Source organism: Moorena sp. SIO3E8 (assembly GCF_010692445.1).
GTDB lineage: Bacteria > Cyanobacteriota > Cyanobacteriia > Cyanobacteriales > Coleofasciculaceae > Moorena > Moorena bouillonii.
In genome coordinates, this window is sequence record NZ_JAAHHM010000002.1 from 133,001 (window position 1) to 159,407 (window position 26,407).

At 43.7% G+C, this 26,407-nt stretch carries 21 protein-coding genes and 1 other RNA gene; 7 read left to right on the forward strand and 15 right to left on the reverse strand.

All coding sequences use genetic code 11. From position 1 onward, the window contains the following. Window positions 1-773 precede the first annotated feature (773 nt). Together iscB and F6K46_RS01255 are read left to right on the forward strand one after the other, a co-directional pair. Window positions 774-2,057 carry an RNA-guided endonuclease IscB gene (gene iscB / locus F6K46_RS01250; protein WP_293055148.1) on the forward strand — a complete coding sequence of 428 codons (1,284 nt, stop codon included), beginning with the start codon at window positions 774-776 and terminating at the stop codon, window positions 2,055-2,057. Further along, entirely contained in the window at window positions 2,035-3,150 is a 1,116-nt protein-coding gene (locus tag F6K46_RS01255; protein ID WP_293055150.1) for a tyrosine-type recombinase/integrase, read from the forward strand. The genes iscB and F6K46_RS01255 overlap by 23 nt, the downstream gene beginning before the upstream one ends. 27 nt (window positions 3,151-3,177) lie before the next feature. Here the strand turns inward: F6K46_RS01255 and F6K46_RS01260 are convergent, their stop codons facing one another. From F6K46_RS01260 to F6K46_RS01285, 6 genes are all read right to left on the reverse strand, one after another. Continuing rightward, on the reverse strand, window positions 3,178-4,515 hold the full coding sequence (locus tag F6K46_RS01260) for a Gfo/Idh/MocA family oxidoreductase (protein WP_293055152.1): 1,338 nt from the start codon (window positions 4,513-4,515) through the stop codon (window positions 3,178-3,180). Next, the gene (gene rnc / locus F6K46_RS01265; RefSeq protein ID WP_293055154.1) at window positions 4,512-5,225 is read right to left on the reverse strand and encodes a ribonuclease III; all 714 of its coding nucleotides are present in this window, start codon (window positions 5,223-5,225) and stop codon (window positions 4,512-4,514) included. The genes F6K46_RS01260 and rnc overlap by 4 nt, the downstream gene beginning before the upstream one ends. A gap of 86 nt (window positions 5,226-5,311) precedes the next feature. Then, window positions 5,312-5,756: RNase P RNA component class A (rnpB, locus tag F6K46_RS01270), an RNA gene on the reverse strand. Between the two features lie 146 nt (window positions 5,757-5,902). Continuing rightward, on the reverse strand, window positions 5,903-6,280 hold the full coding sequence (locus tag F6K46_RS01275; RefSeq protein ID WP_293055156.1) for a hypothetical protein: 378 nt from the start codon (window positions 6,278-6,280) through the stop codon (window positions 5,903-5,905). Continuing rightward, entirely contained in the window at window positions 6,252-6,839 is a 588-nt protein-coding gene (locus tag F6K46_RS01280; RefSeq protein WP_293055158.1) for a type II toxin-antitoxin system antitoxin SocA domain-containing protein, read from the reverse strand. Before F6K46_RS01280 ends, F6K46_RS01275 begins: the two co-directional genes overlap by 29 nt. 108 nt (window positions 6,840-6,947) lie before the next feature. Beyond that, window positions 6,948-7,103: a hypothetical protein gene (locus tag F6K46_RS01285; RefSeq protein WP_293095790.1), complete on the reverse strand. Its 156-nt coding sequence runs from the start codon at window positions 7,101-7,103 to the stop codon at window positions 6,948-6,950. A 451-nt stretch (window positions 7,104-7,554) separates the two neighbouring features. On the opposite strand from F6K46_RS01285, the gene mgtE reads away from it, so the two are divergent. Beyond that, window positions 7,555-8,946, forward strand: a complete 1,392-nt coding sequence (gene mgtE, locus F6K46_RS01290; protein ID WP_293055162.1) for a magnesium transporter — start codon at window positions 7,555-7,557, stop codon at window positions 8,944-8,946. Here mgtE and F6K46_RS01295 read toward each other — a convergent pair. The 4 genes from F6K46_RS01295 to F6K46_RS01310 form a co-directional block, all read right to left on the reverse strand. Next, window positions 8,924-9,094, reverse strand: a complete 171-nt coding sequence (locus tag F6K46_RS01295) for a hypothetical protein (protein WP_293055164.1) — start codon at window positions 9,092-9,094, stop codon at window positions 8,924-8,926. The two genes, mgtE and F6K46_RS01295, sit on opposite strands and share 23 nt — an antisense overlap. Window positions 9,095-9,371: 277 nt before the next feature. Beyond that, window positions 9,372-10,550: a M20 family metallopeptidase gene (locus tag F6K46_RS01300; protein ID WP_293055166.1), complete on the reverse strand. Its 1,179-nt coding sequence runs from the start codon at window positions 10,548-10,550 to the stop codon at window positions 9,372-9,374. 104 nt (window positions 10,551-10,654) lie between these two features. Next, window positions 10,655-12,046: an AtzE family amidohydrolase gene (locus F6K46_RS01305; protein WP_293055168.1), complete on the reverse strand. Its 1,392-nt coding sequence runs from the start codon at window positions 12,044-12,046 to the stop codon at window positions 10,655-10,657. Window positions 12,047-12,129: 83 nt separating this feature from the next. Beyond that, entirely contained in the window at window positions 12,130-12,318 is a 189-nt protein-coding gene (locus F6K46_RS01310) for a DUF4089 domain-containing protein (protein ID WP_293055170.1), read from the reverse strand. Between the two features lie 299 nt (window positions 12,319-12,617). On the opposite strand from F6K46_RS01310, the gene F6K46_RS01315 reads away from it, so the two are divergent. Both F6K46_RS01315 and F6K46_RS01320 read left to right on the forward strand, forming a co-directional pair. Continuing rightward, entirely contained in the window at window positions 12,618-13,472 is an 855-nt protein-coding gene (locus F6K46_RS01315) for a DUF4351 domain-containing protein (protein ID WP_293055172.1), read from the forward strand. Window positions 13,473-13,486: 14 nt separating this feature from the next. Next, window positions 13,487-13,627 carry a hypothetical protein gene (locus F6K46_RS01320; RefSeq protein ID WP_293055174.1) on the forward strand — a complete coding sequence of 47 codons (141 nt, stop codon included), beginning with the start codon at window positions 13,487-13,489 and terminating at the stop codon, window positions 13,625-13,627. A gap of 14 nt (window positions 13,628-13,641) precedes the next feature. Here the strand turns inward: F6K46_RS01320 and F6K46_RS01325 are convergent, their stop codons facing one another. The 5 genes from F6K46_RS01325 to F6K46_RS01345 form a co-directional block, all read right to left on the reverse strand. Beyond that, entirely contained in the window at window positions 13,642-13,794 is a 153-nt protein-coding gene (locus F6K46_RS01325; RefSeq protein WP_293055176.1) for a hypothetical protein, read from the reverse strand. Continuing rightward, window positions 13,788-16,691 (reverse strand): tetratricopeptide repeat protein, encoded by a 2,904-nt coding sequence (locus tag F6K46_RS01330; protein WP_293055178.1) that lies wholly within the window; start codon window positions 16,689-16,691, stop codon window positions 13,788-13,790. Before F6K46_RS01330 ends, F6K46_RS01325 begins: the two co-directional genes overlap by 7 nt. 281 nt (window positions 16,692-16,972) lie before the next feature. Then, window positions 16,973-22,072: a hypothetical protein gene (locus F6K46_RS01335; RefSeq protein ID WP_293055180.1), complete on the reverse strand. Its 5,100-nt coding sequence runs from the start codon at window positions 22,070-22,072 to the stop codon at window positions 16,973-16,975. Then, window positions 22,051-23,421, reverse strand: a complete 1,371-nt coding sequence (locus tag F6K46_RS01340; protein ID WP_293055182.1) for an AAA family ATPase — start codon at window positions 23,419-23,421, stop codon at window positions 22,051-22,053. The genes F6K46_RS01335 and F6K46_RS01340 overlap by 22 nt, the downstream gene beginning before the upstream one ends. 360 nt (window positions 23,422-23,781) lie before the next feature. Then, window positions 23,782-24,315 carry an ureidoglycolate lyase gene (locus F6K46_RS01345; protein ID WP_293055184.1) on the reverse strand — a complete coding sequence of 178 codons (534 nt, stop codon included), beginning with the start codon at window positions 24,313-24,315 and terminating at the stop codon, window positions 23,782-23,784. A 341-nt stretch (window positions 24,316-24,656) separates the two neighbouring features. Here F6K46_RS01345 and gntT point away from each other — a divergent pair, with 341 nt between their 5' ends. Continuing rightward, window positions 24,657-25,976: a guanitoxin biosynthesis MATE family efflux transporter GntT gene (gntT, locus tag F6K46_RS01350; RefSeq protein ID WP_081431370.1), complete on the forward strand. Its 1,320-nt coding sequence runs from the start codon at window positions 24,657-24,659 to the stop codon at window positions 25,974-25,976. A gap of 255 nt (window positions 25,977-26,231) precedes the next feature. Then, window positions 26,232-26,375 (forward strand): hypothetical protein, encoded by a 144-nt coding sequence (locus F6K46_RS01355; RefSeq protein WP_293055188.1) that lies wholly within the window; start codon window positions 26,232-26,234, stop codon window positions 26,373-26,375. Window positions 26,376-26,407 lie beyond the last annotated feature (32 nt).

The window sequence follows — 26,407 nt, forward strand, 5'->3', positions numbered from 1 at the left end:
CTTTCTTGATTGCTTATAAACCCCCTACCACAACGACAACTGACCAGGGGAAACATTAGACCTACCTTCCTGGTGATACCCTAAATGACAGCCAGTACACACAGCACCATGCTAGTTGCTGGCACCAGTCGGGAAATCGAAGGTTTCATGCTCATAAAAATCAGCTACAGAAATGATAATATTATTTCATGAAATCCCATTTTATTCGGTTAAGTTTTATTAAAAAAATATGGCATTTGTAGCCTTTCCAAAAGTGTAAGTTTGTGTGTTATTATTTGCCTTTTTGTTCTGGTCCAACGAAGTACAATCAAGATTTGTTTGTTTTGGATTAAAACTGTGTGCATAAGCAGGTGCACAAAATTAATTACACATTTTAAAAAACTCAAAGCCTTACATTGTAAGGGTTACAGAGATTGGGAATAGGTAATTAATTTTGTTTAGGTGTTTAACTCCGGTAACAGTGCTTATCAGTATTAAATAGGCTATAATAGTACTAGATGCGCGAGCAACTTCACGTTAATGGCACCGTCAACTACCGCACACTTCCCTGGCGGGTAAGTGTGGGCTTGAAAAAGCCTGTTGACCAGACGGCTAGGTTTTCCTAGCAGCCGTTAAGACCAAGAGTTAAAATTCGTACCTTGAAATGCGTGCCAGTTTCAAGCTCTACAACTAGGTAATTAAACAGGTCATTCGGGAAAGCCAGTGTTACCGAGAAAGTACCGAGTCTTAACAGTGTCGAGGCAAACTTTACCAAGAAATTGAGAGATGCAGTAATGCGAGTTTTCGTTCTAGACAAAAACCTGAAACCTCTTGACCCGTGTCACCAAGCTAGGGCAAGAGAGTTACTAAAGAAAGGGAGGGCAAAAGTATTTAAACGATATCCGTTCACCATCCTCTTACTAGATAGAACTGTTGAGGAATCTGTAACTCATCCTCACAGAATCAAGATTGACCCGGGCAGCAAAACAACAGGTGTTGCTGTTGTTCAAGAAAAAACTGGGCGTGTCACAAGCGCTTTAGAAGTCTCACACCGAGGGCAGCGAATCAAAGATGCTCTTGAATCTCGTAGAGCATTAAGGAGAGGTCGCCGTAATCGTAAAACCCGTTATCGTAAACCTCGCTTCTTGAATAGAACTCGTAAACCCGGTTGGCTACCCCCCTCTATTGAGAGCCGGATTAGCAATATCGAAACCTGGGTAAGACGAATCAGAAAACTCTGCCCAGTTACGGCAATATCTCAAGAATTAGTTAGGTTCGACTTGCAGAAAATGCAGAATATAGAAATATCTGAAGTCGAATATCAAAGAGGCGAACTGTTTGGGTTTGAAGTCAAAGAATATTTACTCCAGAAGTGGGGAAGAAAATGTGCTTATTGTGGTGCTGAAAATGTTCCGTTTGAAATTGATCATATTGTTGCCAAGTCTAAAGGAGGTAGCAATAGAGTCAGCAATTTAACTCTGTCGTGCCACTCCTGTAATCAATCCAAAGGTAATAAACCTGTTGAGAAATTTCTGAAGAAGAAACCTGAAGTTCTCAAAAGAATTAAGGCTCAAGCAAAAACACCACTAAAAGATGCAGCAGCAGTAAACACTACCAGATGGGAATTGTACAGGCGACTTCAATCAACGGGCTTACCTGTAGAGTTGGGTTCTGGGGGTCTGACCAAATTCAATCGAAAGATTAGAGGGATTGAGAAAACTCACTGGACTGATGCTACCTGTGTTGGGACATCAACACCAATGAGACTTCTTCTTAACGGTGTCAAACCCTTGATTATTAAAGCCAAGGGTCATGGGAAAAGACAGCGTTGCGGAACTGACCGCTATGGCTTTCCGATTCGCCATGCACCTTCCCAAAAGTCCTTCATGGGATTTCAAACCGGAGATTTGGTGAAAGCCCATGTAAGACAGGGAAAGTATCAGGGAAACTACACAGGTCGTATTGCTATCAGATTTAAGCCGAGTTTCAAGCTGACCACAGGAGGTAAAAGTTTTGATGTGCATCCGAAATACTTGAAAACCATTCACAAGGCTGATGGCTATGAATATGTATCTTGAAAATTCCGATTCGCTATCGCTCAATTTATTTATTGGCGGCAATTCCCCGGACGCTGACCTTTCAGGTTCAGTCGTCTGCCCCCTTGCCGTATTTGAGGTGGATACTCATACCCCAAACCACATCACCCCTCAACCTGACCACCTGACCATTACTACAGCAAACCTACTAGAAGCTTTTGCTGATTTCCTGGATATCGATGTGGCAGCAGGAGATGCTGCAGCTGATACTGTTAATACCTACCGCCGCCAGGTTCAGCAGTTTGTGAACTGGTGCGATCGCATAAATCTTCATCCAGCCGCAGTTACTAAAGAGGACATTAAGCGTTACCGCCGCTGGATGGTAGACACTAAAAAATTCAAGCCAGCAACGGTATCACTAAAGTTGTCAGTTGTCAAGCGTTTTTATCAAGCTGCTGTGGAAAAAGGACTGATTACGATCAATCCAGCTCTTGGGGTGAAACCGCCACGGGAAAAGCTGGACCCGGCGGCAAGGATTACCTATTTGGAAAAGCCTGAAGTTGAGAAGTTGTTAGCAGCTGTAGCCAATGATGGTAGCCTTAAGGCAAAGCGGGATAAACTTCTGCTGGCAATCATGATATTGGAAGGTCCCCGTAGCATTGATTTACATCGGGCAAATGTCTCTGATGTAGTTAAGCAGGGGGGTAATCTGGGAATTCGGGTCGAAGGGAAGCGTAATATTAGAATAGTGCCATTAACACCAGATCTTGCTGAGTTGCTGATGGCTTATCTTGAAGCAAGGGCACAAAATGGGGAAGTAGTCAAACCATCCAGTCCTCTATTTATAGCTGTTGGAAACAGGGCGGGTGGCAAGCGGATTTCCCGACGGGGGATTCGGCTGGTTGTGGATAGCTATCTAGAGCAAACTAACCTTAAGCAAACACCAGGAAGAACTATATCAGCCCATAGCTTGAGACATACCGCAGGTACCTTAGCTCTCCGTTCTGGTGCTGAGTTACGGCAAGTACAAGATTTGTTGGGACATGCTGATCCCAGAACAACTTGTATTTATGCCCATGTAGCGGATCGCTGGGAAAATAATCCAGCATTGAAGCTGGGAATTAATCTGTCTTGATCATCTCAAGGGGAAATGAATAGCTAATTATTTTGGCAACTGGGGAACAGTAACTGGCACTCCTCCTTGGTGAAGGGATTGGCTTAAACAAGTGAGAATGTGTACTAATTGAGCACCAACCCAGCCAGAAGATATTGATGAAGGTTGGGACAAGCGGACACTGTTAAGAAAGCGATCGCATACTGAATAAAGTGGTTCAAATGATTCGAGATCAAGAACTTCACGATGTTGACCAGCAGGGATAAAGTACTCCCCGTTCTGTTCAAAATAACCATGTTGGATAGTTAAGGGTGCTTGGGCAACCATTTCATCAAAAATCAAGGTTCCCTGTGTTCCTACAATCCCAAGCCGCCGCTGTTTATCTGGATTGAGCCAGCACAGATGAATAAATGCTTGAAAGCCAGTGTGATAGGTAAGTGTGACCTGAACTAAGTCAGCTAGTCCTTGAGGGGTTGAAGGTTGGAGGTTAGCAGGTTGAAGGTTAGCAGGTTGAAGGTTATCGGGTTGAAGGTTATCGGGTTGAAGGTTGGAGGTTGGCAAGTTATCGGGTTGAAGGTTATCGGGTTGAAGGTTATCGGGTTGAAGGTTGGAGGTTGGCAAGTTATCGGGTTGAAGATTGGAGGTTGGCAGGTTATCAGGTTGTTCGCGAAGCGTGGCCTTTTGGCCAAGGTTAGCAGGTTGTTGAGGGGTAAGTGATTGACTACAGCCTTGGTTATCTTCAGAACTTTCAACCGGCAAGTTGCTAACTTGAAACTCTTTTTGAAACTGTAGCCACACCCTACCAGTAGCTTGGACTTGAACAGGTAGCTGTCCTAAGCAATGGTTAAAAATAGCAATATCGTGAATAGCTAAATCCCAGAGAGAATCGACATCTTGACGTACTGGTCCTAAGTTAGTACGGGCAGCGTATCCATAGCGTAAGTCTCCTAAGCATCCTGAGTTGACAACCTCTTGAGCACGCTTGACCGCTGGGTGAAATAGATAGGTATGGTCAACCATAAGCTGTAGCTGCTTTTCTTGAGCCAGGTGGCACAATTCTAGACACTCAGCCACATCAAGGGTTAAGGGTTTTTCTGCTAAGACGTGTTTCCCCTGCTGTAGAGCATCCTTAATTAGGGTGTAATGGGTAACTGCTGGAGTAGCAATTACCACTGCCTCAATTGTTGGTAGATCCCGTATCGATTCCCAATCTGTTGCTAAACGTACCTCAGGAGCGAGGTTATATTTATCTTTAATTACTGCCAAGGTTTCTGGGTATGGATCAACCACTGCGACTAAGCAAGCATCAGGGTGTGTCAAGAAATTCCTGACCAAGTGTTTCCCCCAGCGACCTGCTCCCAATATCGCTACTCCGGTTTCTTTCATTTTTGCCCTCTCAATTCCAGAAATGCCTGTTTGGCTGCTGCTTGTTCCGCAGCTTTTTTCGATCTTCCTGTACCTTCACCTAATTGTCGATTTTGTAGCCAAACTTGGGCAGTGAAGCGGTTGTTTGCCCCATGCACTTGTAGGTTTTCCGTCAGATGATACTTTGGGAGCAGTTTGTAGTGAGCTTGAGTCCATTCCTGAAGAGCATCTTTGTAGTTTTGGCGGGCAGGGTCTTGACGAATTTCAGTAGTCAGTTTTTGTAAGTGAGGGTCTAGCCAAGGACGGACTAATTCTAGGGTATGGGTACTTAAATATAATGCTCCCAATACTGCTTCAAAGGCATCAGCTAACCGGGATGTTTCGCCAGCTTTGTCCCCAGCCGCACTATTGGAAACGAGTAAATAACGCTCTAGACCATAGCTGCGAGCGAGTTGAGACAGAATGCGATCGCTTACCAGTACGGAACGAATGGCAGCAAACTCACCAACGGAAGAGTTGGGATAATTTTCCCATAGCCATTCTGAGCTAGCTAAACGTATTACAGCATCACCAACAAACTCCAACTGCTCATAGTTGTGTTCTGCTGAGATACTACAGTGAGTCAGTGCTAAATCTAGCAATGACCAATTCACAGCTGTAGTTTTAGATAGTCCTAACTTTTGAACTAACTTCTCTAATTGCTTCTGACGACGGGGGTCTTTGATGGTCATGGGTTGTCTTTTGTCCTGAGTCAGAGAGTCCTTGGTGACTAACCAGAGTATGGGAGTACTAATGACTAATGACTAATGACTGAATTGAGAGAAAGTCGGACATAAGCCGGGTTCTGTTCTCCCTAGCAACCATCAAGAAGCTACTAAAGAGGGTGGTTATCTATCTAGGACGGCTGTTACCAGACGCCTCATGCGGTTCTCCATATCCGGAACTGGTAAAAGACCAACCGTAGTTCCTCTCGACCTTGCTCCCAACCGGGGTTTACCGAGCCAGCACCTCTCGATGCTGCTGGTGCGCTCTTACCACACCTTTGCACCCTTACCTGTGAAAGAATTAGGAAAAAGGCAGGAAGAATACATTCATCCTGGAGCCTTCTACCTTTATCCTTCCCATCGGCGGTATGTTTCTGTGGCACTATCCTCACGGTCACCCGCACTGGGCGTTACCCAGCAAGTTTGGTCTTTCGGGAGCCCGGACTTTCCTCAGACTCGCAGAAAAATGCGAATCCGCAACCACCTGCGCCTACTTTCTCTCTACTCTAGTTTAGACTTAATTAGCAATTGGTTGTTAGGTGCTGGAATTGGAGTCAATCCAGAGGCAGAGACCATTATCTGTCCCAGGAGCAGCAACTAGGGAAATGCGATGGGACCTTGGAACCGCTGCACCAAAGCAAAAGCTAATCCTCTAGGATTTGTTGGATCACACTGTTAAGATCTCTGTCATCAGGGCGTTTTGTGAACTGTTCATGAGTGTATATCCAAACAAGTGTAATAACTGATGTGTTTGTATTAACTAAATACATCAATCTGATTTGTCCAGAAGCGCCTTGTCCAAACTTAAACTCAAGCTTATGAAATGTCAATCCTTGCGGTAACTTAATCTTTTTTGGTAAAGGTTCTTGGCTGTATTTCCTGGGATATGGGTCTTGTTTTAAATTTTCTACGATTTGGGTTACAAGCTCAACAAAGCTATTCCCGTGAACTTTCGCAAGTTTTTTTAAAGAACGCTTGAACTTCTCTGACGCTTCAATCGAGAAGGGATTTGATCCAGTCACTCACTTCTCCTTTACAAATAAGATTTGAAGATGATGAAGTAAAAGCGTCCTCCAAAACTGCTGATATCACCGATTCATATGCAGGGTGCTCACGTTCTATTTGATCAAGCTTCTGCTCACCTAATGCTTTCATATCCTTACGAAGAATTGGCTCAGTTGAGCTAGCGTCAGATGGTAAACCTTTGCGAGCTTTTTTCCAAGGAAACTCGCAGTGGGTCATATTACTAAGTCGAAAGGCATGGTAGCCACCAAAATATTCCCAAGTTTCTTCTAGAAGCTTTATCTTATCATCAGGGATATTGGAGAGGAAGTCTTTTTTAGGGATAGGTAATTGCTCAGCTTCAAACTTACTGTAAAAGCTGTAAGCACGAGGACACACAGGACCGTATCGCCATGCTTGAATTTGTTCATCAAACAATGGCTGATCGTAAAGGGCTAGATGTAAACTTTGTGCATAGTACAGAAGCTTTTGAAGCTTCATGTTGGTCATTTCAGCTTCCATGCCATCATCGTAAGCTTTTACGATGAAGTAGCGAGCCGCATTGAGACAATCAAGCATAGTTAGACTCGCAAATCTAATGTAAATAACCTTTAATGGTAGCAATTTATATTAATTGCTTGTGTATATCATTATAACTAAAACTACGTCAATAGTACAATTATACTACTAAACTAGGCAAGCTGTTCGCGTAGCGTGGCCGTTCGCGTAGCGTGGCCAAAAGGCCAAAAGGCCATCGATAGCAATCCGATTTGAGTGGTAAAACACCAGAACAGGGAGATAGGGGGAAGAAGGGGAAGAATTTTTCCATTGGTTTTTGTTCACAAATTAATTACTATCGGGCTGGATCAGGTACAGGGAAATCTAGCTTGATGGGATTACTCTCAAATAACTATTGCGCTGAAAATACTCTTGGACTAAGATGCCTCAAGTAGTGGTATTGGTGAATATCGGAATCCAATCAAGGATAGTTGTGTGAGCTACCAATTAAGAAACAAACGTTTTAGTAACTGTGTTAACTTTGGTTAAGTTAACTCAAACCTGATCAGCAATAAACATGGTTCGTATTTTACATTTCTTAATATAATTTCATTTATTTATTGATTTCCGACTAATTACCAAGTACTAATTACTAAGTACTACTTAATAAGTACTAATTACCAAGTACTAATTACCAATTACCAATTACCGATGAGTCTTGGAGCAGGTACAAAAGCATCTAGACTTGAGTCAGCACTGAAAAACAAGTAGAACCTACTCAAGAGGAGGGTTTGCATTGACTGAAAACCAAATTTCCCTCCAGACAATCTCGCGTAGTGAACTGCGACAGCTGGTGCGTTCTCAACTGCAGATACTGCTGGAGCAAGGTAATCTTCAGGGTGCTAAGCAAGTGCTGGTACCAGTACAACCAGTAGACATTGCGGAAGCGATTGAAGGATTACCAGAAGCAATGCAAGTGATTGCCTTCCGCTTATTGTCTAAATCTGAGGCCATTGAGGTGTATGAAAATCTTGACTCCAGTGTCCAACAGTCTCTAGTTGAGAAGTTTAAACATCAGGAGGTACTGGATATAGTAGATAAGATGTCGCCAGATGATCGAGCGAAGTTGTTTGATGAGTTACCAGCTAAGGTAGTCCGACGCTTGCAGTCACAGTTAAGTCCCAAGGAGCGCCGAGCAACAGCCCTGTTGTTGGGGTATGAGGAGGGAACAGCAGGGCGAATCATGACCCCTGAATATATTTCCCTTAAGGAAAACTTGACGGTTAGCGAGACCTTGGATCAGATTCGTAGCTTAGCCAAAACCTCGGAAGTCGTATATTACCTATATATAACTGATAACTCTCGACATTTGACTGGGATTGTTTCCCTGCGGGATTTGGTGATTTCTTCCACCGAGACCACCATGGGTGAAATTATGACTCGTGATGTGGTTTATGTCCATACCTATGCAGACCAGGAAGAGGTAGCACGGATGATCCAACGCTATGATTTCCTGGCTGTACCAGTGGTTGACCGGGAGCAGCGTCTAGTGGGTATTGTGACTGTGGATGATGTGATTGATATCTTGGAGCAGGAAGCAACAGAAGATATGTACGCGGTCGGTGGTGGTGTCCAATCGGAGGGAGATAATTATTTTCAAACCAATTTATTCACAGTTGCCCGCCGACGGGTAGTTTGGTTATTTGTCTTGTTACTCACTAATACGGTTACCGGTACGATCATAAAGTCCCAAGAGTCTATTTTGCAGCAGGTTGTTACCCTAGCAGCTTTTATCCCTTTACTCACTGGCACTGGTGGTAATGTGGGCGCTCAGTCTTCTACGGTGGTGATTCGTGGCTTGAATACTGATGAAATTCGTGACTTAGGCCCCGGTCAAGTGATTTGGCGAGAGGCACTGGCGGGGTTATTACTAGGAGTAATTCTGGGTACGATGGCTACTGGATGGGCTTACTGGTTACAAGGAGATTTTTTAGTAGCCCTATCGGTGGGAGTGAGTCTAGTTGCGATCGCACTTTTAGCATCAATTGCCGGTTCAGCCCTACCGTTTCTGTTCCGTCACCTAGGCTTAGACCCAGCTCTGATGTCCGCACCATTCATTACAACAGTTGTTGATGTCTTGGGTGTGCTGATTTATTTCAATATTGCTAAATCAGTCTTAGGGCTTTAGCATGCATGCAAAAGGGAACAGGCAACAGGGAACAGGCAACAGGGAACAGGCAACAGGGAACAGGCAACAGGCAACAGGCAACAGGCAAAAGACAAAAGGCAACAGGCAACAGGCAACAAGCAACAGGCAACAAGCAACAAAAAAACATAATATGTACTTAAAATTGTAGCAAAGCGCTAAAATTAACTGTATAATTAAATTGATAACTATGGCTAATTCAATAAGTCGTAACCCTTGATTTATTAAGGTTTTGAGGACTATTCAAGATTCATAAAGTGGAAGAAATAAGTCGAATCTCTATCAAAACTAATGCATTTAATTGAACTGATGTTTGTGAAAATTCCACCCCCTTAAACCTTTTGCCTCTTGCCTCTTGCCTCTTGCCTCTTGCCTCTCGTAACCAAAACTTTTTCACCAATCCCTAATTAACAGTCCTGGTGCCAGTACTTATAAATGGCATAAGCGAGAGTAACGACACCGGTAACAATAGCCGATTCATTCACTGCAAACAGAGGATGGTGCAGTGGGTAATTTATTTTATTTTGGAATCCAACCCCGAGGCGGAACATGCTGCCAGGAGCATGTTGTAGATAAACTGAGAAATCTTCCGCACCCATAGAGGCTTCCGGTATGATTAAAACGCGATCGCTTCCCCAAGCTTCCTTAGCTGCTGCTTCTAACAACTGAGTTAAAGCTAGGTCATTTTGTACTGATGGTACTCCCCGCTGATAGTTGATGTGATAGCGAGCACCATAACCATTACAGACATTGGCCACAATCTTTTCAATCCAATTGGGTAGGTCAGCATAGGTTTGGGGATGAAGCGATCGCACTGTTCCTACTAGTTGCACTTGGTCAGCAATAATATTCGGAGCTCGCCCACCACTAATTTGTCCAATTGTCAAGACCATCGGGTGTAATGGGTTCTGGGTGCGACTAATAGCTTGTTGGAGGGTGGTAATCACCTGGGCAGCAATCCAAATCGCGTCAATAGCTTGGTGAGGGCGAGCTCCATGACCGGATTCTCCCATAATTACGATTTCTAAATCATCCGCTGCTGCTGTTAATGCCCCATAGCGGATACCAATAGACCCTGCTGGAATTGATGGGAAAACGTGAAGACCAAAGATAGCACTGACATCCTTCATTCCCCCATCTTTGACAATCCAGTTTGCACCTTGAGCAATTTCCTCAGCGGGTTGGAACAGAAAGCGAGTATTACCAGGAAACGTTTCTCCGAGTTGGGATAGAACCATAGCTGTGCCTAAGCCTACGGTGGTGTGGACATCATGACCACAGGCATGCATGACTCCCGGTTGATGTGAGGCAAAATCCAGACAAGTTTGTTCGGTGATGGGTAGAGCGTCCATATCAGTGCGCAGTGCGACTAATCGCTCATCGGTACCACCAATCAGTTCACCGATAAGGCCAGTTTTGCCAATCCCTTCTTGTACATGAACACCACAGGAGGATAGGACCCCAGCTACGTAAGCCGCTGTTTGGTGTTCTTGACCACTCAATTCTGGGTGAGAGTGGAGATGACGGCGGATTTCGATCAGACGCGGGGCAATTTCTTGGGCTAACTCTTTAATCTGGGAGAGCATGCTGCTAGATAAAATTTTTTGATACTTAACTCTTTATACTTCTTTTTTAATGTGTGATGAGACAACTATTTCGCTAACAGAATATTGTCTTAATAATCGATTTGTTAAGACACAATCGGTGCTGAAACGATACCTTGCTCCTCAAGCACTGCAGCAACTCTAAGAATCATTGCTTCATGGTAGGGTGCAGCAATAATTTGTACCCCTAAGGGCATTTGACCAGGACGGTGAATTGGTACTGATAAGACCGGTAAGCCAATGAAGGATAAGGGTTGAGTAAATAATCCTAAGTTTGGACGAACTAAAACTTCTTCTCCGGCAATGACCATTGTTTCTTGACCCAGTAGGGGAGCAACACAGGGTGTAGTGGGAGCGAGGATAATATCGACATCTTGGAAGACTTCCCGAACGCGATCGCGAAACCATTGTCGAAACCGTTGCGCTTGAATATACCAATTCCCTGGAATTAGGGCACCTGCTAAAAAGCGATCGCGTGTAGCTGGGTCAAAATCATCGGGACGTTTACGCAAATTGTCCAAATGCAGGTTTGACCCTTCATTAGCCGTAATAATATAAGCTGCTGCTCTGGCTCGCTTGGCTTCTGGGATAGTAACTGAAGCAGTTACATTCAAGCTACTAGCCACTTTAGCCACAGCATCCAAGACTTCTGGTTCTGCCCCTTGAGCAAAATACCCATCTGCAACTCCAATCCGTAACCCGTCAATCCCCTCGTTAAGCTGGGGGACACAGAGTTCTGGGAGACGATTGCTACAAACGGGATCAGTGGGATCTACTCCCTGAAGGATATCAAAGATAGTAGCAATATCCCGTACAGAACGAGCAAACGGACCGATATGATCCAAACTAGCTGAAAACAAGAAAACCCCTGCCCGAGACAATCGTCCGTAGGTAGGTTTGAAGCCAAAAGTACCACACAACGCAGCTGGTACCCGGATCGAACCATTGGTATCGGAACCGAGAGTGATCGGTACTAATCCCGCCGCCACTGCTGCTGCCGAGCCGCCAGAGGAACCACCAGCAATGCGAGTGAGATCATGGGGGTTATGAGTTGCACCGTAATGGCTATTTTCCGTTACAAAGCCATAGGCGTACTCATCCATATTTAATGCTCCAACTAGGATAGCACCCGCTTGTTTGAGTTTAGTTACAGCAGTAGCATCACGGGAAGCAGGAGGATTTTCAGCATTAATTTTTGACCCAGCTAATGTTATTAAGCCAGCGATATCATATAAGTTTTTAACCGCAAAAGGAACTCCTGCCAATGGACCGGGATTGTTCCCTTTAGCAATAGCATGATCAATATCTTCAGCATCCGATAAAGCTTGGTCAGTGGTAACCGTTGTGAAACAGTTAAGGGATTGGTTACGGACAGTTATTTTTTCGAGACAGTTAGTAATGACTGTTTTGGCGGTGACTTGACCTTCTCGAATCGCAGTGGTAATTCCAATGGCATCAGTTGGGTTCACGGTTAGCATCCTAATTTCAACTATTATGATGATTGAGTAACGCTGATCAACCAATAAACTAGATAATTTGATAGTCAAAAATTATCAGCATCCTAAGGTTCAAATACAGGAGCAGCTGCGATATCATCAGGTAAGCTAAATTCTGTGACTAGAGATGCGATCGCATAAATTTTAGCGAAGTTATTGATAACACCAGGACGGTGTTCGGGCTTAAGGTCTAAATCAAGGAGTTGCGCCATTGCTTCGACATAGGTAGCGGTTTCAAGTTTTTTGGGCATCATTACTAGTTAGTCTTTACTAATTTAGTAGTTAACATTAATTGTAATCTATAAATATAATAGAATTTAAAAAACTGTCGTTAGCACTACGCATTGAGGACATTTATAAAAGCAGCAAAAGCTATTATAATAAGCTATTGCCTATTGCTAGCATGCCTATTGCCTATTGCCTTGCGCGTAGCGCTATATTACTCAAAACTCAACCCTAAAAACTCGACAGTCTCTTCCAAACTATTTTCAAAAAAACAAAGTAAAGTTAAGTTTTTCGTTACCTTAAGGATATAAAGACACCCGATAGGGCTATGAGTCAAACGAAAGCCGAACCGATTATTCGATGGGAAAAACTCCCCGACGAATTTCAATTACCCGATGACCCAGTGGAAAATCTCTATCATCCCTTATTAGCGGCTATCCTGCGAGAGATTCTGGAATTAGCCGGATTTGTCACTAACTCAATGCTGATTGCTTCCAACTTTGGACTCTGTGCCAATGTGGACGGTAAAACAGTAGTCAAAGCACCAGACTGGTTTTATGTACCTTCCGTGTTTCCAGTCTTACCAGGGGTGATTCGCCGGAGCTATACCCCTCACACCGAAGGAGAGGTACCAGCAGTGGTTATGGAATTCTTATCCGAGAAGGAGCAAGGAGAATATTCCCTGAACCCCCGTTACCCCTATGGCAAATGGTACTTTTACGAGCAAATCCTACAAGTACCAATTTATGTGATTTTTGACCCAGCGTCGGGAAGTGTCGAAATGCGATCGCTTAATTCAGGAAGCTATACCCTGCAACAACCTGATGCTAATGGACGCTACTGGATTGAATCCATGGGTTTGTTTCTAGGAGTATGGTACGGCAAAAAATCAGAAATTACCAACTATTGGTTACGGTGGTGGGATAGCTCTGGAAATTTATTACCTTGGGGAGAGGAGAAAGTTCAACAAAGTCTACAGCAAGGCTTACAGCAAGGCTTACAGCAAGGAAAACTGGAGCTAATTATGCGTCAGTTGACACGCCAGGTTGGAACAATTGAGCCTACTCTAGAATCACTCATCAACAACTTATCTGTTGCTGATTTAGATCAATTGAGTGAAGCATTGTTCGATTTTTCCGATGGCTCGGATTTATCCAGTTGGTTAGAGGGACTGAAAGGCTAATCAGATGTAAGCATATGCGCTACGCGCACGCTACGCGAACAGCCGTCAGCGGTCAGCTGTCAGCCCTTGGCTTAAAACAAGATATTCGGCTTAGGAGTTCAACGGACTCAAAGCCAAATACAATGAATTCCTTGGCCGAAAGGCCAAGGAACTGAGATTAAACCAATGCTTACCTCTTTAATTCAAAAGCTGATAGCTGATAGCTGATAGCTGATAGCTGATAGCTGATAGCTGATAGCTGATAGCTGATAGCTGATAGCTGATAGCTGATAGCTGATAGCTGATAGCTAATAGCTGATAGCTGATAGCTTATAATCAGCAATGCCTAAGAATCGGCTCAACTAAATAATCATAAATCAGTTGATATTGAGCGTCTGGTTCTTGCTGCCATTTCATCACTAAACCTGACTTGACCAATAGCTCTAGGATAAAATCTAAGTTGTCAGTGGATAACTGTAACTCTGCTCCTAAATCGTCTTTTGTTCGGAATGGTCGAGTGCCATCCTTATCCGTTAACAAACCCAAAATTTTCCAAGCCGCGTTTTGGTTTTCTGAACCACAATCAGAAACAACCCCTTCTAAATAGCGCTCCACTAGCTTTTCTTTTGATCCGTTTTGTCGATAAGCCGCTAAAGTATTGATTTGCTCAGTTTGCAGTTGCACTCCCACTATCTGTAATTCAATCGGGCTTACTTCTCCCACTGGTTCATTCTTAGCTAGGTCGTTTACCAACTCATCGACTAATGCATCCTCTAGGTAAAATTTAGCTCTAGTGGTTAGATTAGAAATAATCGATTTTGCCTCGTCTGGAGAAAAATTACCGACATAATAAAGGATACCTTTATTAAGAATATCATTATTAATGGCATCCAAATCTACCTGACGAGCGCACTTTAATAATAGGTGTAGATAATCCTCCCGTAAACACAGGATAACTTTGAGATAAGGAATATTAAGACAGTCACGGAAAAACTCAAAGAAGCGTTTTTGTTCAGCTGGCTCTCGGCAAGCAAAGAAAAACTCTTCAAATTGGTCAAAAATCAGGATGTTTATCTGGTTTTGCCGTTGATTTTTTTGCAACTGGTCTAGAAGAGTAGCCGGTTCTTCGCGTAGCGTGGCCTTTTGGCCAAGGTTGTTTTTATAACCTTCAACCTTTAAACCTTCAACCGTTAAACTTTCACCTTTCGACTCTAAGATACGTTTACCCAACTCTTTTTCCCAGTCAGTGTAAACCTTCAACCTAATCGGGACTATATCACGGTTACCAATGGGTTGCTGTTTCAGGGCGGGGATTAGCCCAGCTTCTAGTAAGGAACTCTTGCCCACTCCAGCTTGACCATAAATTACAGTTAGTTTGTGCTGGGTACTGGCAATGCGTTGGACTAGCTCTTGTACTTTGTGTTGCCAATGGGAAGCAGTCATGGCCTGAGATACGGTAGGGCTACCTTTACTCTTGGTCTGTGGTAACTGATTTTGTGGTAACTGATTCTGTGGTAACTGATTCTGTTGGGAGGATTTGAGTTTACCCGCACCGATAAAAGCAAGTAAACCATGCTCTTGTGCGATCGCAAGCCGTTCTTGTTTTACTGTAAATGCTGCTTGATATCGTTTTTGTTGCCAGTAGAGGGTTCCTAGAGTTTCCAGGATTTCCAGGTAGAGTTTCGGCTCATCACTAATCCCTAACTCCCTAGCCCGTTCCAGATGGCGAATCGCTGTGGAATGCTGACCCAAGTGCTGTTGGGCTTGAGCCAGAAGTAACAGATAGCGACCAACGGGAGATTTCTGTGTGATCTGTTCTGCATCTTGATCTATCTTAACTATTCCATTGAGGCAAGATAAAGCAGAATTTTCCTGATAGTCAAGGTACTGTTGCTGTTTTTGGGGTTGGATACTTGCCGGATGATAGGACAATTTTTTACTTCCCCCTCTTCCCTGTGTTCCATAGGCCAACAAATCTTCCCTATCCTGTGCAGCACCCTGTTCTTCTGTGACTTTTGTTATAATTACATTGGCATATAGTGCGTTTGTGTAAGCCTCCTGCCAGCAGGATTTTTGTAGCGCCACTGTTCCTAGAAATCCATAATCCTGAGCTAGTTGCACAGGAGCAGAGTAACTTCTGTGTAGCGCTAGAGACTTTTTAGCTAGACTTTCCAAATCCTCCCAGGCTTCCAGAGATTGCAGTATCTCACCGAGTTTATTAATAAACTTAGCCACTAAATCCGGTCGTTGCTCTTGTTCGAACACCACCAGACACTGCTCTAAATACTCTTTAGCCTTGTACCAATTTTCTTGATAGCTAGGGTCTCCTGGTCTATACTGCTTAGCCTGATCGCAATAGCATAATCCTAGGTGAAACAGGAGAACTGCTTCTCGCTCCCGACGTGAAGGGGTAATGGGCTTAGAGGTTATGAAGGTAGGCAGACCAAGTCCGGGGAGAATCTCACCATTGTTTTCTGGCTTGCTCTGCTGCTTACCTGGTTTCTGTTGCCAGAATTCTAAACTTTTCTGATAGTGGGTAATAGCAACATCAATCTTGCCCAATCCATACGCCTCTCGACCCCAGACAAAGTTAAGACTGCCTAGTAACTCTGGTGGCAACTCGTGGTTCCCACTTTCCAAATCCCGTAAGGCAAACTTAATTTCCTGACTATAACCAGCACCTAAGATAGCATCATTGGGGGAAATTTCACTGGCACCTAATTCTAATACTGTGCTAAATAAAGACTTGGCTTTTTGTTGTAGGTTACTAATTAGGCTTGAGGTTGGGATTTCAAACATAACCGTTGTTGCCCAACTGTGGAAATCTGGTGTGATGCGAATCAGCTTACACAGCACCTCATCGTTAATCCACAACACTAATGGAAACTGGAAATTTTTGCGAAACTCTTCTCTAACTTGGTTTGTGGCGATTAACAGCTCATCAAGGTCAGTGACTGACTCTAAACCAAACACCATCAAAGCGGCTGGCTGTTCCTCTCCGATTTCCTGTCGGAGGGTGGTGTAGAGTGTACAAGCAGATGGCTCTAGGAATACTTCCCGGATTGGCACAGAGGAAATTTTGTGTAGTCTGCGCACCACTCGCTTACGCCACTTGGCATAATTACAGTGTGCGAACATCAGTAAAAACTGTCCCTCACTAGCAGCTATTGCCCAGGCTAGTTCTTCTACAGTATCCCGGTGGTGATTAGCTACAGGGTCGAGTAGGGGTGATTTAATCATGATTTTAAGGATATTGCTTATGCCAGCAAGTGCTTATGCCAGCAAGTGAGGTAATTATGTTATCAGGAAATTAAATTCTATCCTGGTAGCAAAATGGCAATTTTTTGTGATTTTTTTGTGATTAGTCATGATAGGATTAAGTGTTAAGTAGTAACACTTAAATACTTAACACTACCTAGCACTATCTAACCGTACTACTTAACACTTATTAAAATTGCCATAGTTTTTTGCAATCCCATTCCAGACTGCTTCTGACAGAATCAGGACTCAGCAGGGAAGCACTAACGACACCAACGACGCTCCCTCTTATTGACCTTAGTATTGTGCTTTAGATAATCCTGCAGCCAATCGCAAGCAAGGGAGTGTAGTTGATCAGGATGTCTGATAGTCTCTAAATTCCATATAATTACTCTAGCAGATGAATCTGAAGAAGCAATAGTCTGGCCATCGGGACTAAAACTGAGGCTAACTACAGCACCATCATGGCCAGAAAAGGTTTGAGGTTGTTTACCTTTGGTGTTCCAAAGCTTGACAGTTTTGTCAGCACTAGCGGTAGCAATGGTTTCACCATCGGGGCTAAACACCACACTCCAGACGGTATTGTCATGACCTTTAAGAGTTTTTAGTTCATTACCATCACTAACATTCCAGAGTTTAACCATCTTATCCCTGGTAGCAGAGGCCAGGGTTTTACCATCGGGGCTGAAACCGACACTCAGAACCCAATCCTTATGACCATCGAGGGTTTGCAGCTCCTTGCCATCACTAACATTCCAAAGTTTGGCAGTCTTGTCTGCACTAGCCGTAGCAATCGTCTCACCATCAGGACTGAACCTGACGCTGTTGATCCAATTTTCATGACCAGTCAGAGTTCTAATCTCAATACCATTCTGATTCCAGAGTTTAACCGTGTTGTCCCGACTAGCCGTAGCGATAATTTTGCCATCGGGACTGAAAGCGATACTCCTGACCACATCCTTATGGTCAGATAGGGTGTGCAGTAACTTACCATTCTTATTCCAGAGTTTGGCAGTATTGTCTGCACTAGCGCTAGCAATAGTCTCACCATCAGGGCTGAAACTAACACCCCAAACCCAATCGGTATGACCAGTCAGAGTTCGCTGCAATTGACCATTTAAGCTCCAGAGTTGGATCGTGTTGTTCTTGCTAGCGGTAGCAATAGTCTGACCGTCGGGGCTATAACTGACGCTGTAAACGGTATTCTCATCCCCTGTGGGAATAGGGAGTTCATTACCGTATCGACTCCAAAGTTTAACCGTTTTGTCAGCACTAGCACTAGCCAAGGTCTGGCTGTCGGGGCTGAAATTAACGCTCCATACCGTACTTTCATGACCGGTAAGGGTTTCGAGTAGCTTGCCATTTCGATTCCAAAGTTTAACCGTGTTGTCAGCACTAGCGCTAGCAAGGGTCTGACCGTCCGGACTGAAACTGATGCTAGTTACAGTACTTTGATGAATTTCATGGTCATCCGTTCCCAATGTCTGATACCGAGTACCGTCAAGTTTCCAGAGTTTGACAGTTTTATCCTTACTACCAGTAGCAATCAGTTTTCCGTCGGGACTGAAACTGACGCTAAAAACCGCATCGTCATGGCCTTCTATGGTTAGAGGCTTTTTGTTGTACAAGCCATTCCGGTTTCTACGCCAGAGTTTAACCGTGTTGTCAAAACTCCCGGTTGCCAGCACCTTGCTATCGGGGCTGAAACTAATACTGAGCACTGCTTGATCATGGGCTTTGAAGATTTGGGGTTTTTTGCCTTCCAGACTCCAGATGATAACTCTTCCATCCTCGCTAGAAGCAGCAAGGCTTTTGCGATCAGGGCTAAAACGCACGCTCCAAACTAAATCAGTATGCCCTGTCAGGGTTTGAATATACTTACCATTCCGTTGCCAAACTTTAACGGTTTGATCTTTACTAGCCGTGGCAATCAACTTGCCATCAGGACTGAAGGTAACACTTCTGATTTCATCCTGATGTCCATGCTTTCCTGCTAACGTGTAGAGTTCTTTGCCTTCCTTGGACCAGATTTTGACAGTTTCGTCGGAACTAGCCGTAGCAATTAGCTCACCGTCGGGACTGAAACTAACAGTGTTGACTGTATCAGTATGACCTTCTAAGTGGTTGCGCTCTCTAACCCTATAAAAGGCTTGCTGTAGAGAACTCATCGCTATATCCTTAGTGTCAGAGCTTACCCGAACTGACCACTTGAGTTTTTTTCCTGCCTGTAAGGCATCTTTTAGTGGATCGAGGGCATGACTATTGGAACGATAAAGGGCTTCTGAGGATTTAATCAGAGCTGTGATTTCGTTGTTTCTGGCTTGAGCCCAAAATATAGCAGCAAAAACGGTTGAGATCGCTAACATAAAAACTACAGCAATGGAGCCGTTCAGTGCTATCTTCGACTTCTGTAACCGGGCTTGAGAGAGCCGATGTTGCTCTTGGACTTCCTTAAGTTTTGCGAGTAATTCGCTATCTTGCTGCTGGCGAATCACAGAAACTAGATAATCATGAACCAGTTGATAGCGGTTAACCGGACTTTCTCGTAAGAGCACCACTAATCCTGATTCGACTAGGATATTTAATACTAAATCTAACTGGTCTATTTTTTCTATTGCTAAATCTACTGCCAAGGCGTTTAAATCTTTTTCCAAATCCTGGCGGGTTTTAGGGGGGCGGGTGTTATTTTCTTCAGTCAGTAAATACAAGATAAGTTCAGCAGCTTTTTCATTCTCGGAACCACAATCTGCGATCACTTCTTGCAGATAACGCTGCACCAATTTTTCTTTAGGACCTTTTCTCCGATAATGAGCTAGGGTAGTAATTCCTTCAGTTTGTAGTTGAGCTCCTACGATTTGTAATTCAATGGGACGAACTTCGCCTTCACTGCTGCCTAGTTCCTGAACTAAGGTGTTTACTAAAGCTTCTTCTAAATAAAATTGAGAGCGCTCGGTTAGGCTGCGAATAATAGATTTAGAATCGTCTAAGGAGAAATTTCCTAAATAATAAAGAATATCTTTGTCGAGAATGTTATTGTTGATTGGATAAAAGTTTTGATGACGAATTCCCTGCAACAAAAAGTACAAATCATTTTCCCGTAATGACAAGATTACCTTGACGAAAGGAATCTGAAGACACTCCCGGAAAAAATCAAAAAAGCGTTTTCTTTCCGTAGGATTGTCCCAAATAAAGAAAAACTCTTCAAACTGGTCAAAAATCAGCACCGTTAGCAAATTGCGGTGTTCATTTTGTCGCAATTTCTCTAAAAGGGTGGCTGGTTGCAGGTTAGTTTGGGTTGAATGTTGCAGGTTAGTTTGGGTTGAATGTTGCAGGTTAGTTTGGGTTGAATGTTGCAGGTTAGTTTGGGTTGAATGTTGCAGGTTAGAAGACGGCTGTGAACCTTGACCGTTCAATGGGTCAACTTTCAACGGAGAAGACCCTTGACCGTTCAACCGGTCAACCTTCAACCCAGAAAACCCTTCACCGTTCAACTGGTCAACTTTCAACGGAGAAGATGCTAAGGATTTCCAGACTTCCCTGACCCAATCGGTATAAACCCTTACCAAAATTGGTACGACATCGCGGGTTCCAATTACCTTAGTTTTGAGAGTGGGGACTAATCCAGCTTCTAGCAGGGAACTCTTACCTACCCCTGACTGACCGTAAATCACTGTCAGTTTGTGCTGGGTGCTGCCAATACGTTCCACTAAGCGCTCTACATCGTTCTGACGTACAGAAGCAGTGATTTCCTCAGCAGCAGTTTCCTGCTCTAGGAGTAAGGTAGAACTTTGGCGTAGATGAGGTTTAAGCCGACCAGGTCCGATAAAGGCACGGAAACCATATTGCTGCTCAACAGAGAATCGTTCTTGTTTGACCCGAAAGGCTTCTAGATACTGCTTTTGCCGGAAATAAAGCGTCCGCAATTTTTCCAAAATGCGAATATAAAGTTGTGGGGCATCCATTGGACCGGTTTCCTTAGCCCTTTCCAGGATAGTGATCGCCTCCTCCGACTGACCCAAATGCCCCTTCGCTTTAGCCAGAAGCAGTAGATAGGACATTTGATACTGTCCGGAGGTATTAGTTAACCGTGTTAGGAGTTCTAACGCTTTCCTAGCTGCTTGCTGAGCGCCCATCCAACGGCAGTCTTGAAGGGCGACTGCAGCGATAAATCCATAATCTTGAGACAGTTGCAGTGAATTGCCATAGGTTCTATGCAGTACCAGGGAGCGTTGCGCCAGACCTTGTAAGTCTTTCCAAGCTTCCAGTCGTTGTAGGGTTTCGCCAAGTTTAGTAATAAACTTGGCGATTAAATCTGGGCGTTTTGCTTGTTCAAATGTATCGATACACTTTTGAAAATACCCTCTGGCTGTGATCCAGTGGTGACGAGTTTGGGAGCGATTGAGTTCAGCCAGGTTCAGATAACACAAACCGATATGAAACAGCAGTAGAGCTTGACGTTCTAGTGGTGAAGGGGTGAGGGGTTGAGGGGTTGAAGGGGTTGAGGACTGCTTCGGCAACCTCCGGAGGGAAGTAGGTATTTGGGTAGTTCGACCCAGTCTGGAGGTAAAACTAGTCTGCTGTTGTGTTTTCTGCTGTTGTGTTTCGCAGCTCCTAGATTGCTGCTGCCAAAAGGCTAAACTTTGCTGATAATACTCTAACGCCTGTTCGATCGGACCATTAATATAAGCTTCTCGACCAAGGACAAATGGCAAACTAGCTTCTTGGGTTATGTCTAAGACATCTCCACGAGTTTGCAAATCCCTCAAAGCTGAGTCCAATTCTCGGCAATAGCTGGAACCGAAAATAGCGGTATTGGGTAGGAACTGATCCCCACCGGCATCCAAAATACGAGTAAATAAATAACTCTCTCGCTCTGCTAGAGCTTCAATCAATTGACTAGAGGAGAGGACAAAATCTGTGGTTGTTGCCCAACTCTCTAAATCTGGCACAAACCGAATCAGCGTTTGCAATACCTCGTCATTTACCCATAACACTAGAGGGAAGGGGCAATGCTTGCGAAACTCCTCCCGCACTTGGTTGGTAGTGATTAGTACTTGCGACCGGTTGCTCAGGGACTCTAAACCAAAGACCATCACCGCAGCTGGCTGTTGATCCCCTAGCTGCTCCAAGATAGTGGTATAGAGACTTTTAACCTTAACCGACTGGTTCAGGTATATTTCCTGGAACTCAACAGCACAGACTTGCCGCAACTTCCGCACAATGTAATCCTGTAAAGCTTCATAGTTGCGGCGGGCTAAAATCAGGGAAAACTCCCCTTGGGACGTCTCAATCGCCCAGGCGAGTTCCTGCATTGAATTAAAGTTGTAGGCATCCGCATCTTCTACGCGGTATAAGCTAGGCATGATTTGAATCCTTCCGCTTCTGCCAAAATGGGATTAACGTCAAACCAAGACCCATCTTGGTCTCGGTACTCATAGACGAACATGCTGCGGATCAAGACTTGGTAACCTTCATCTCCAACTACCTTCTTGTGTTTAGCAACATGACACAATAGTTCCCACTCATCGTCTGAGATGGGTAGGGTTAGTTCATTGCGCCGGTCTCGAATTACAGTTTCTAACATGCCTTGAGACAGAGGTAATCGTCTTTCTTTCTTGATCCAGGTACTGAGGAACCGAAGCAAATTTCGCACATGACCCCCGCTAGCGTAACACAGGCGGTCTAAAGTGTCAGGGGAGTCGAACACCTCTTTTACTCTAGCAAGACGCTCTAAAGGCTCTAAATCAGGGAAGGCTCTAGCGAGTACCATTTGTCGCAGCAGTGCCATGCCCTGTTCATGGGGAGTACCATCTCGTAACCTTACCGGTACCATTGGTAACACTTTGGGATCTACTACAAAGCGCTGAGTCAAGGCACTATAGTCATTAGAAAATCGTAGGGCTAGGGGCATGGTGTAGACCACATGACAGTGTAACCCCTTTAACTGGGCTCCGCGATCGACAAATAGATATTCCGGCTGATCACGTCCCCAAGGCTTCTGGGAAGCGTCCACCCGATCGAGGTTATCTACAATCACCACTAGCCCTTGTTTCCCGAGTTGTTGGAGGTTTGCGATCGCAGGTTCGAGCAACTCTTGGTTAATCACTTCTAACAACCGATTGGTTTGAGGTTCGAGATATTGCCGTAACCGACTGCGCAGATCCGGGCTATCCTTAGCCTTAGCGGTAATCTCACCAATCCCAACTGCTAGGGAAACCGCCCCCTCCGTGTCTACTCCAACCTCACCAATCCCAGGAACTCCTACCCGACCGCTTAATTCAATTTCAGTGAGCAATAGTTTAGCCGCACCTGCCAGTAATTTTTTAAAGCCTTTCGGTTCACCTAGCTTAATTTTGTCTAAGCTTTCACTGACGCGACGGGCAATAGCGAGTAAAATGTCCCCAACATCTACATCTCCCATTTCCAAGTCTTGAGAAGACTCAAAATAGACCACGTGAAAGTCAGCTTCTTCCAATTCGGATTTCAACCGCAGTAATTCCGTAGATTTACCACAACCAATATGTCCAGTAAATAGCTCACAGGTCGGCTCATCCATGGAGAAGAAGGTGATATTGTCCTTCAACTCTTCGATGATCTTGCCCCCTCGCACTGAGGAAAAATCGATATAATACTTACGGTCTTCAGGCTGTTCTACCGTTAAGGTTTTGCTGGGATTACAGGCTTTATATAATTTTTGTATGTTTACTGTCATAGGTTTCCTTTCTCATTAGTCATTACTCATATTATCTGGCACCAAGTTAAAATTTACCTTTTAAGGTAGGGAATCGGGAATCGGGAATCGGGAATCGGGAATCGGGAACAGGTAAAAGTGATCAGATTTGATTATTTTATAACTGATTCGATCTGCAATACTATTAGTCATTAGTTAGTTTTGCTTAGTTGTTTTTTATTATGTTGTGACTAATTATGGCATTAGTATTTGCTGGTCATTACCGATTCTACTTTATCACTAACTATTATCACTCACTATAGGGATCTAGGTATCTGTGCAGGAATTGTGATAATTAGTTTAGGCCATCTTCCTTACTCCCTACTCCCTACTCCCTACTCCCTACTCCCTGCTCCCTACTCCCTGCTCCGCTGTTCCCTTTGCTATAACAATTTCAAACTGTAACTGATGGCTATCTATAAAATCATGGGTAAAATGATCGACGACATTGGTATCAGCAAGTTCCAAATTGTAGAAATCTATAAATTCTTGGTCAAAATAGGGACCAGCATGCCAAGTTCCTACTTCTAATTTAATAAAGCAGTTACCTGGAATCCGAAAAGCGGCGATATCCTCTAAAACTGGTTGGTCATCCTGAGTGGGAGGAGCTACAGCCATGAACCACTCTTTGCCTTCTAGAGAACCGAGACACTGAGTACATTGGACGTGGCGTGTAATTTTATCAAACTTACGACCTTTGTGGTGTAGCCGCATGATATAAAACCGGGATATCCCATTTTCGAGGTTTAACTGAGCATCATCTTGATCATAGGGTTTGCCATCTTCACTGGCAAAGATGACTTGACCGTAGGGCTGAAAGTTCTCTGATGTCACCCATTCCGCGTGTAGTTTTTGAATCGTCTTGACTTTACTCATCCTTAGGCTCCAGCGTCAGTAGTTAAAAATTAACAGCTTATTGATTTTAGCTTGTGCAAGTGCCTTGCTGTTCATCTTGCAACTAGTCTTTACACTTTTTATATGATATCCTTTATAGGGAATTTTTCAAAAATTCTTAAATCAATCATCAGTTTAATCTTTATGGTTAGGTTCGGCGTACATTCTTTATATTATAGTCGATTAATCTATCTCTATTAATCTCTAACTAGAAAAATAGGATTGGATATAATATTTAATCAAGCCACTAATCTGACTTACTAAAAAAGATTAAAATACCTTTATTATACCATTAAAAATGCCCTAATTATTAAGGTTAATTGATGACTTTTACTTGCTCAAACCAAGACAATGTGCTCTATCGCTTCTGGAAATTGGCGATCATCAATATTCTGTCTAATCTGACCGTACCCCTTGCGGGTTTAATCAGCGTGGCTTTCTTGGGTCATTTAGATCAAATCCGCCACTTAGCTGGAGTCGTAATCGCTACTATCCTGTTTAACTTCATCTACAAAAGTTTGGGGTTTTTACGGATGGGAACTACTGGAGTAACCGCTCAAGCCGTCGGAGGAAATGACCGAGATGCGATGTTGCTGGTGGGACTTCGTAATGGCTTAATTGCTCTGATTTTAGGTGTACTTATCTTAAGTTTACAGTATCCTCTCAGAGAGCTGGGATTTGCGCTGTTAAGTGCTACACCAGATGTCAAATTTTCTGGTATTGCCTATTTTAATGCTCGAATTTGGGGAGCTCCTGCAACATTACTCAATTTCGTAATCATTGGTTGGTTTCTCGGTAGAGAAATGAGTGGTAAGGTGTTGCTGCTGTCTATTATCGGTAACACCGCTAATATAGTTTGCGATTACTTCACTATTATTCGGTGGGGTTGGGAAAGCACTGGCGCTGGATTATCGGTAGCAGTTAGTCAATACGTGATGGTTTTAGTGGGACTAGTTTTAGTGACGCGAGAAATCCAGTGGCAAGAGCTAATATCAGTAGCGAGGCGAATTTGGAACTTGTCGGAAATAATAGCTACTTTTACCCTAAATAGTAATCTTTTTATTAGAACCTTAGCGATTATTTTTACCTTGTCTATTTTTACCAATATGAGCTCAGCTTTGGGTACCACAATCTTGGCGGAAAATGCTTTAATATTAGAGGTGTTAAGCATGGCTGCTTATTTGATTGATGGATTAGCATTTGCTACGGAAACTCTGACGGGTAATTTACAAGGTCAGGGAGCAAAAGAGCAGTTAGTACCTTTGTTGAGAATGGCTGGAGGAAGCTGTTTGCTATTAGGACTTAACCTTGCTTTCCTGTTTATGCTGTTTCCCCAGACACTCTTTGGCCTGTTAACAAACCACGCTGAGGTGATCGAATCGATTACTCTCTATATTCCTTGGTTACTGGTAGTGTTAGCATTTGGTTCCATTGCATATATGCTGGATGGTTATTTTCTGGGCTTAGCCGCAGGACAGACCTTACGTAATTCTACTGTAATCGCCTTGGTGGTGGGATTTGCGCCTATGGCTGTGGCGTCTTGGCAGTTTCAAAGTGTTCATCTTCTTTGGTTAGCTTTATCCTTGTTTATGGCAGGAAGAGCGATATTACTGGGCGTAAAGTTACCAAGCACGTTGAATTGAAATATAGGGTTTGTATTTGAGATGTAAACCTATAGCAATTATCATAGCTATGAGGTAAAATTTTCTGGATTTTAGGGAACAGGGAACAGGGAACAGGGAACAGGGAAGAGAAAAGAGGGAAGAGAAAAGAGGGAACACGTAAAAAATCCTGTGTATCTCATTAGGCTAAAAACCGCTATATAGGGTTTGTATTTTAGATGTAACGTAAGCATTCAGCTATCAGCCAATGGCTGAATGCTTAGGATGTAAACATAAATGAGATACACAGAATTTTTTCCCTACTCCCTACTCCCTACTCCCTACTCCCTACTCCCTACTCCCTACTCCCTACTCCCTACTCCCTACTCCCTACTCCCTAAAACCTGTGATCGAATAAGCAAACCGATGACAATACTTTAAAGAAGTATGAAGTATCAAGGATTAATTGTAAA

Bases quoted from the DNA above. Each gene is read 5' to 3' on its own strand.
- iscB (WP_293055148.1), top strand. From the start codon at position 774: ATGCGAGTTTTCGTTCTAGACAAAAACCTGAAACCTCTTGACCCGTGT.
- F6K46_RS01255 (WP_293055150.1), top strand. From the start codon at position 2,035: ATGGCTATGAATATGTATCTTGAAAATTCCGATTCGCTATCGCTCAAT.
- F6K46_RS01260 (WP_293055152.1), bottom strand. From the start codon at position 4,515: ATGAAAGAAACCGGAGTAGCGATATTGGGAGCAGGTCGCTGGGGGAAA.
- rnc (WP_293055154.1), bottom strand. From the start codon at position 5,225: ATGACCATCAAAGACCCCCGTCGTCAGAAGCAATTAGAGAAGTTAGTT.
- F6K46_RS01280 (WP_293055158.1), bottom strand. From the start codon at position 6,839: ATGCTTGATTGTCTCAATGCGGCTCGCTACTTCATCGTAAAAGCTTAC.
- F6K46_RS01295 (WP_293055164.1), bottom strand. From the start codon at position 9,094: ATGTTTTTTTGTTGCTTGTTGCCTGTTGCTTGTTGCCTGTTGCCTGTT.
- F6K46_RS01300 (WP_293055166.1), bottom strand. From the start codon at position 10,550: ATGCTCTCCCAGATTAAAGAGTTAGCCCAAGAAATTGCCCCGCGTCTG.
- F6K46_RS01305 (WP_293055168.1), bottom strand. From the start codon at position 12,046: ATGCTAACCGTGAACCCAACTGATGCCATTGGAATTACCACTGCGATT.
- F6K46_RS01310 (WP_293055170.1), bottom strand. From the start codon at position 12,318: ATGATGCCCAAAAAACTTGAAACCGCTACCTATGTCGAAGCAATGGCG.
- F6K46_RS01315 (WP_293055172.1), top strand. From the start codon at position 12,618: ATGAGTCAAACGAAAGCCGAACCGATTATTCGATGGGAAAAACTCCCC.
- F6K46_RS01320 (WP_293055174.1), top strand. From the start codon at position 13,487: ATGCGCTACGCGCACGCTACGCGAACAGCCGTCAGCGGTCAGCTGTCA.
- F6K46_RS01330 (WP_293055178.1), bottom strand. From the start codon at position 16,691: ATGATTAAATCACCCCTACTCGACCCTGTAGCTAATCACCACCGGGAT.
- F6K46_RS01335 (WP_293055180.1), bottom strand. From the start codon at position 22,072: ATGCCTAGCTTATACCGCGTAGAAGATGCGGATGCCTACAACTTTAAT.
- F6K46_RS01340 (WP_293055182.1), bottom strand. From the start codon at position 23,421: ATGACAGTAAACATACAAAAATTATATAAAGCCTGTAATCCCAGCAAA.
- F6K46_RS01345 (WP_293055184.1), bottom strand. From the start codon at position 24,315: ATGAGTAAAGTCAAGACGATTCAAAAACTACACGCGGAATGGGTGACA.
- gntT (WP_081431370.1), top strand. From the start codon at position 24,657: ATGACTTTTACTTGCTCAAACCAAGACAATGTGCTCTATCGCTTCTGG.
- F6K46_RS01355 (WP_293055188.1), top strand. From the start codon at position 26,232: ATGAGATACACAGAATTTTTTCCCTACTCCCTACTCCCTACTCCCTAC.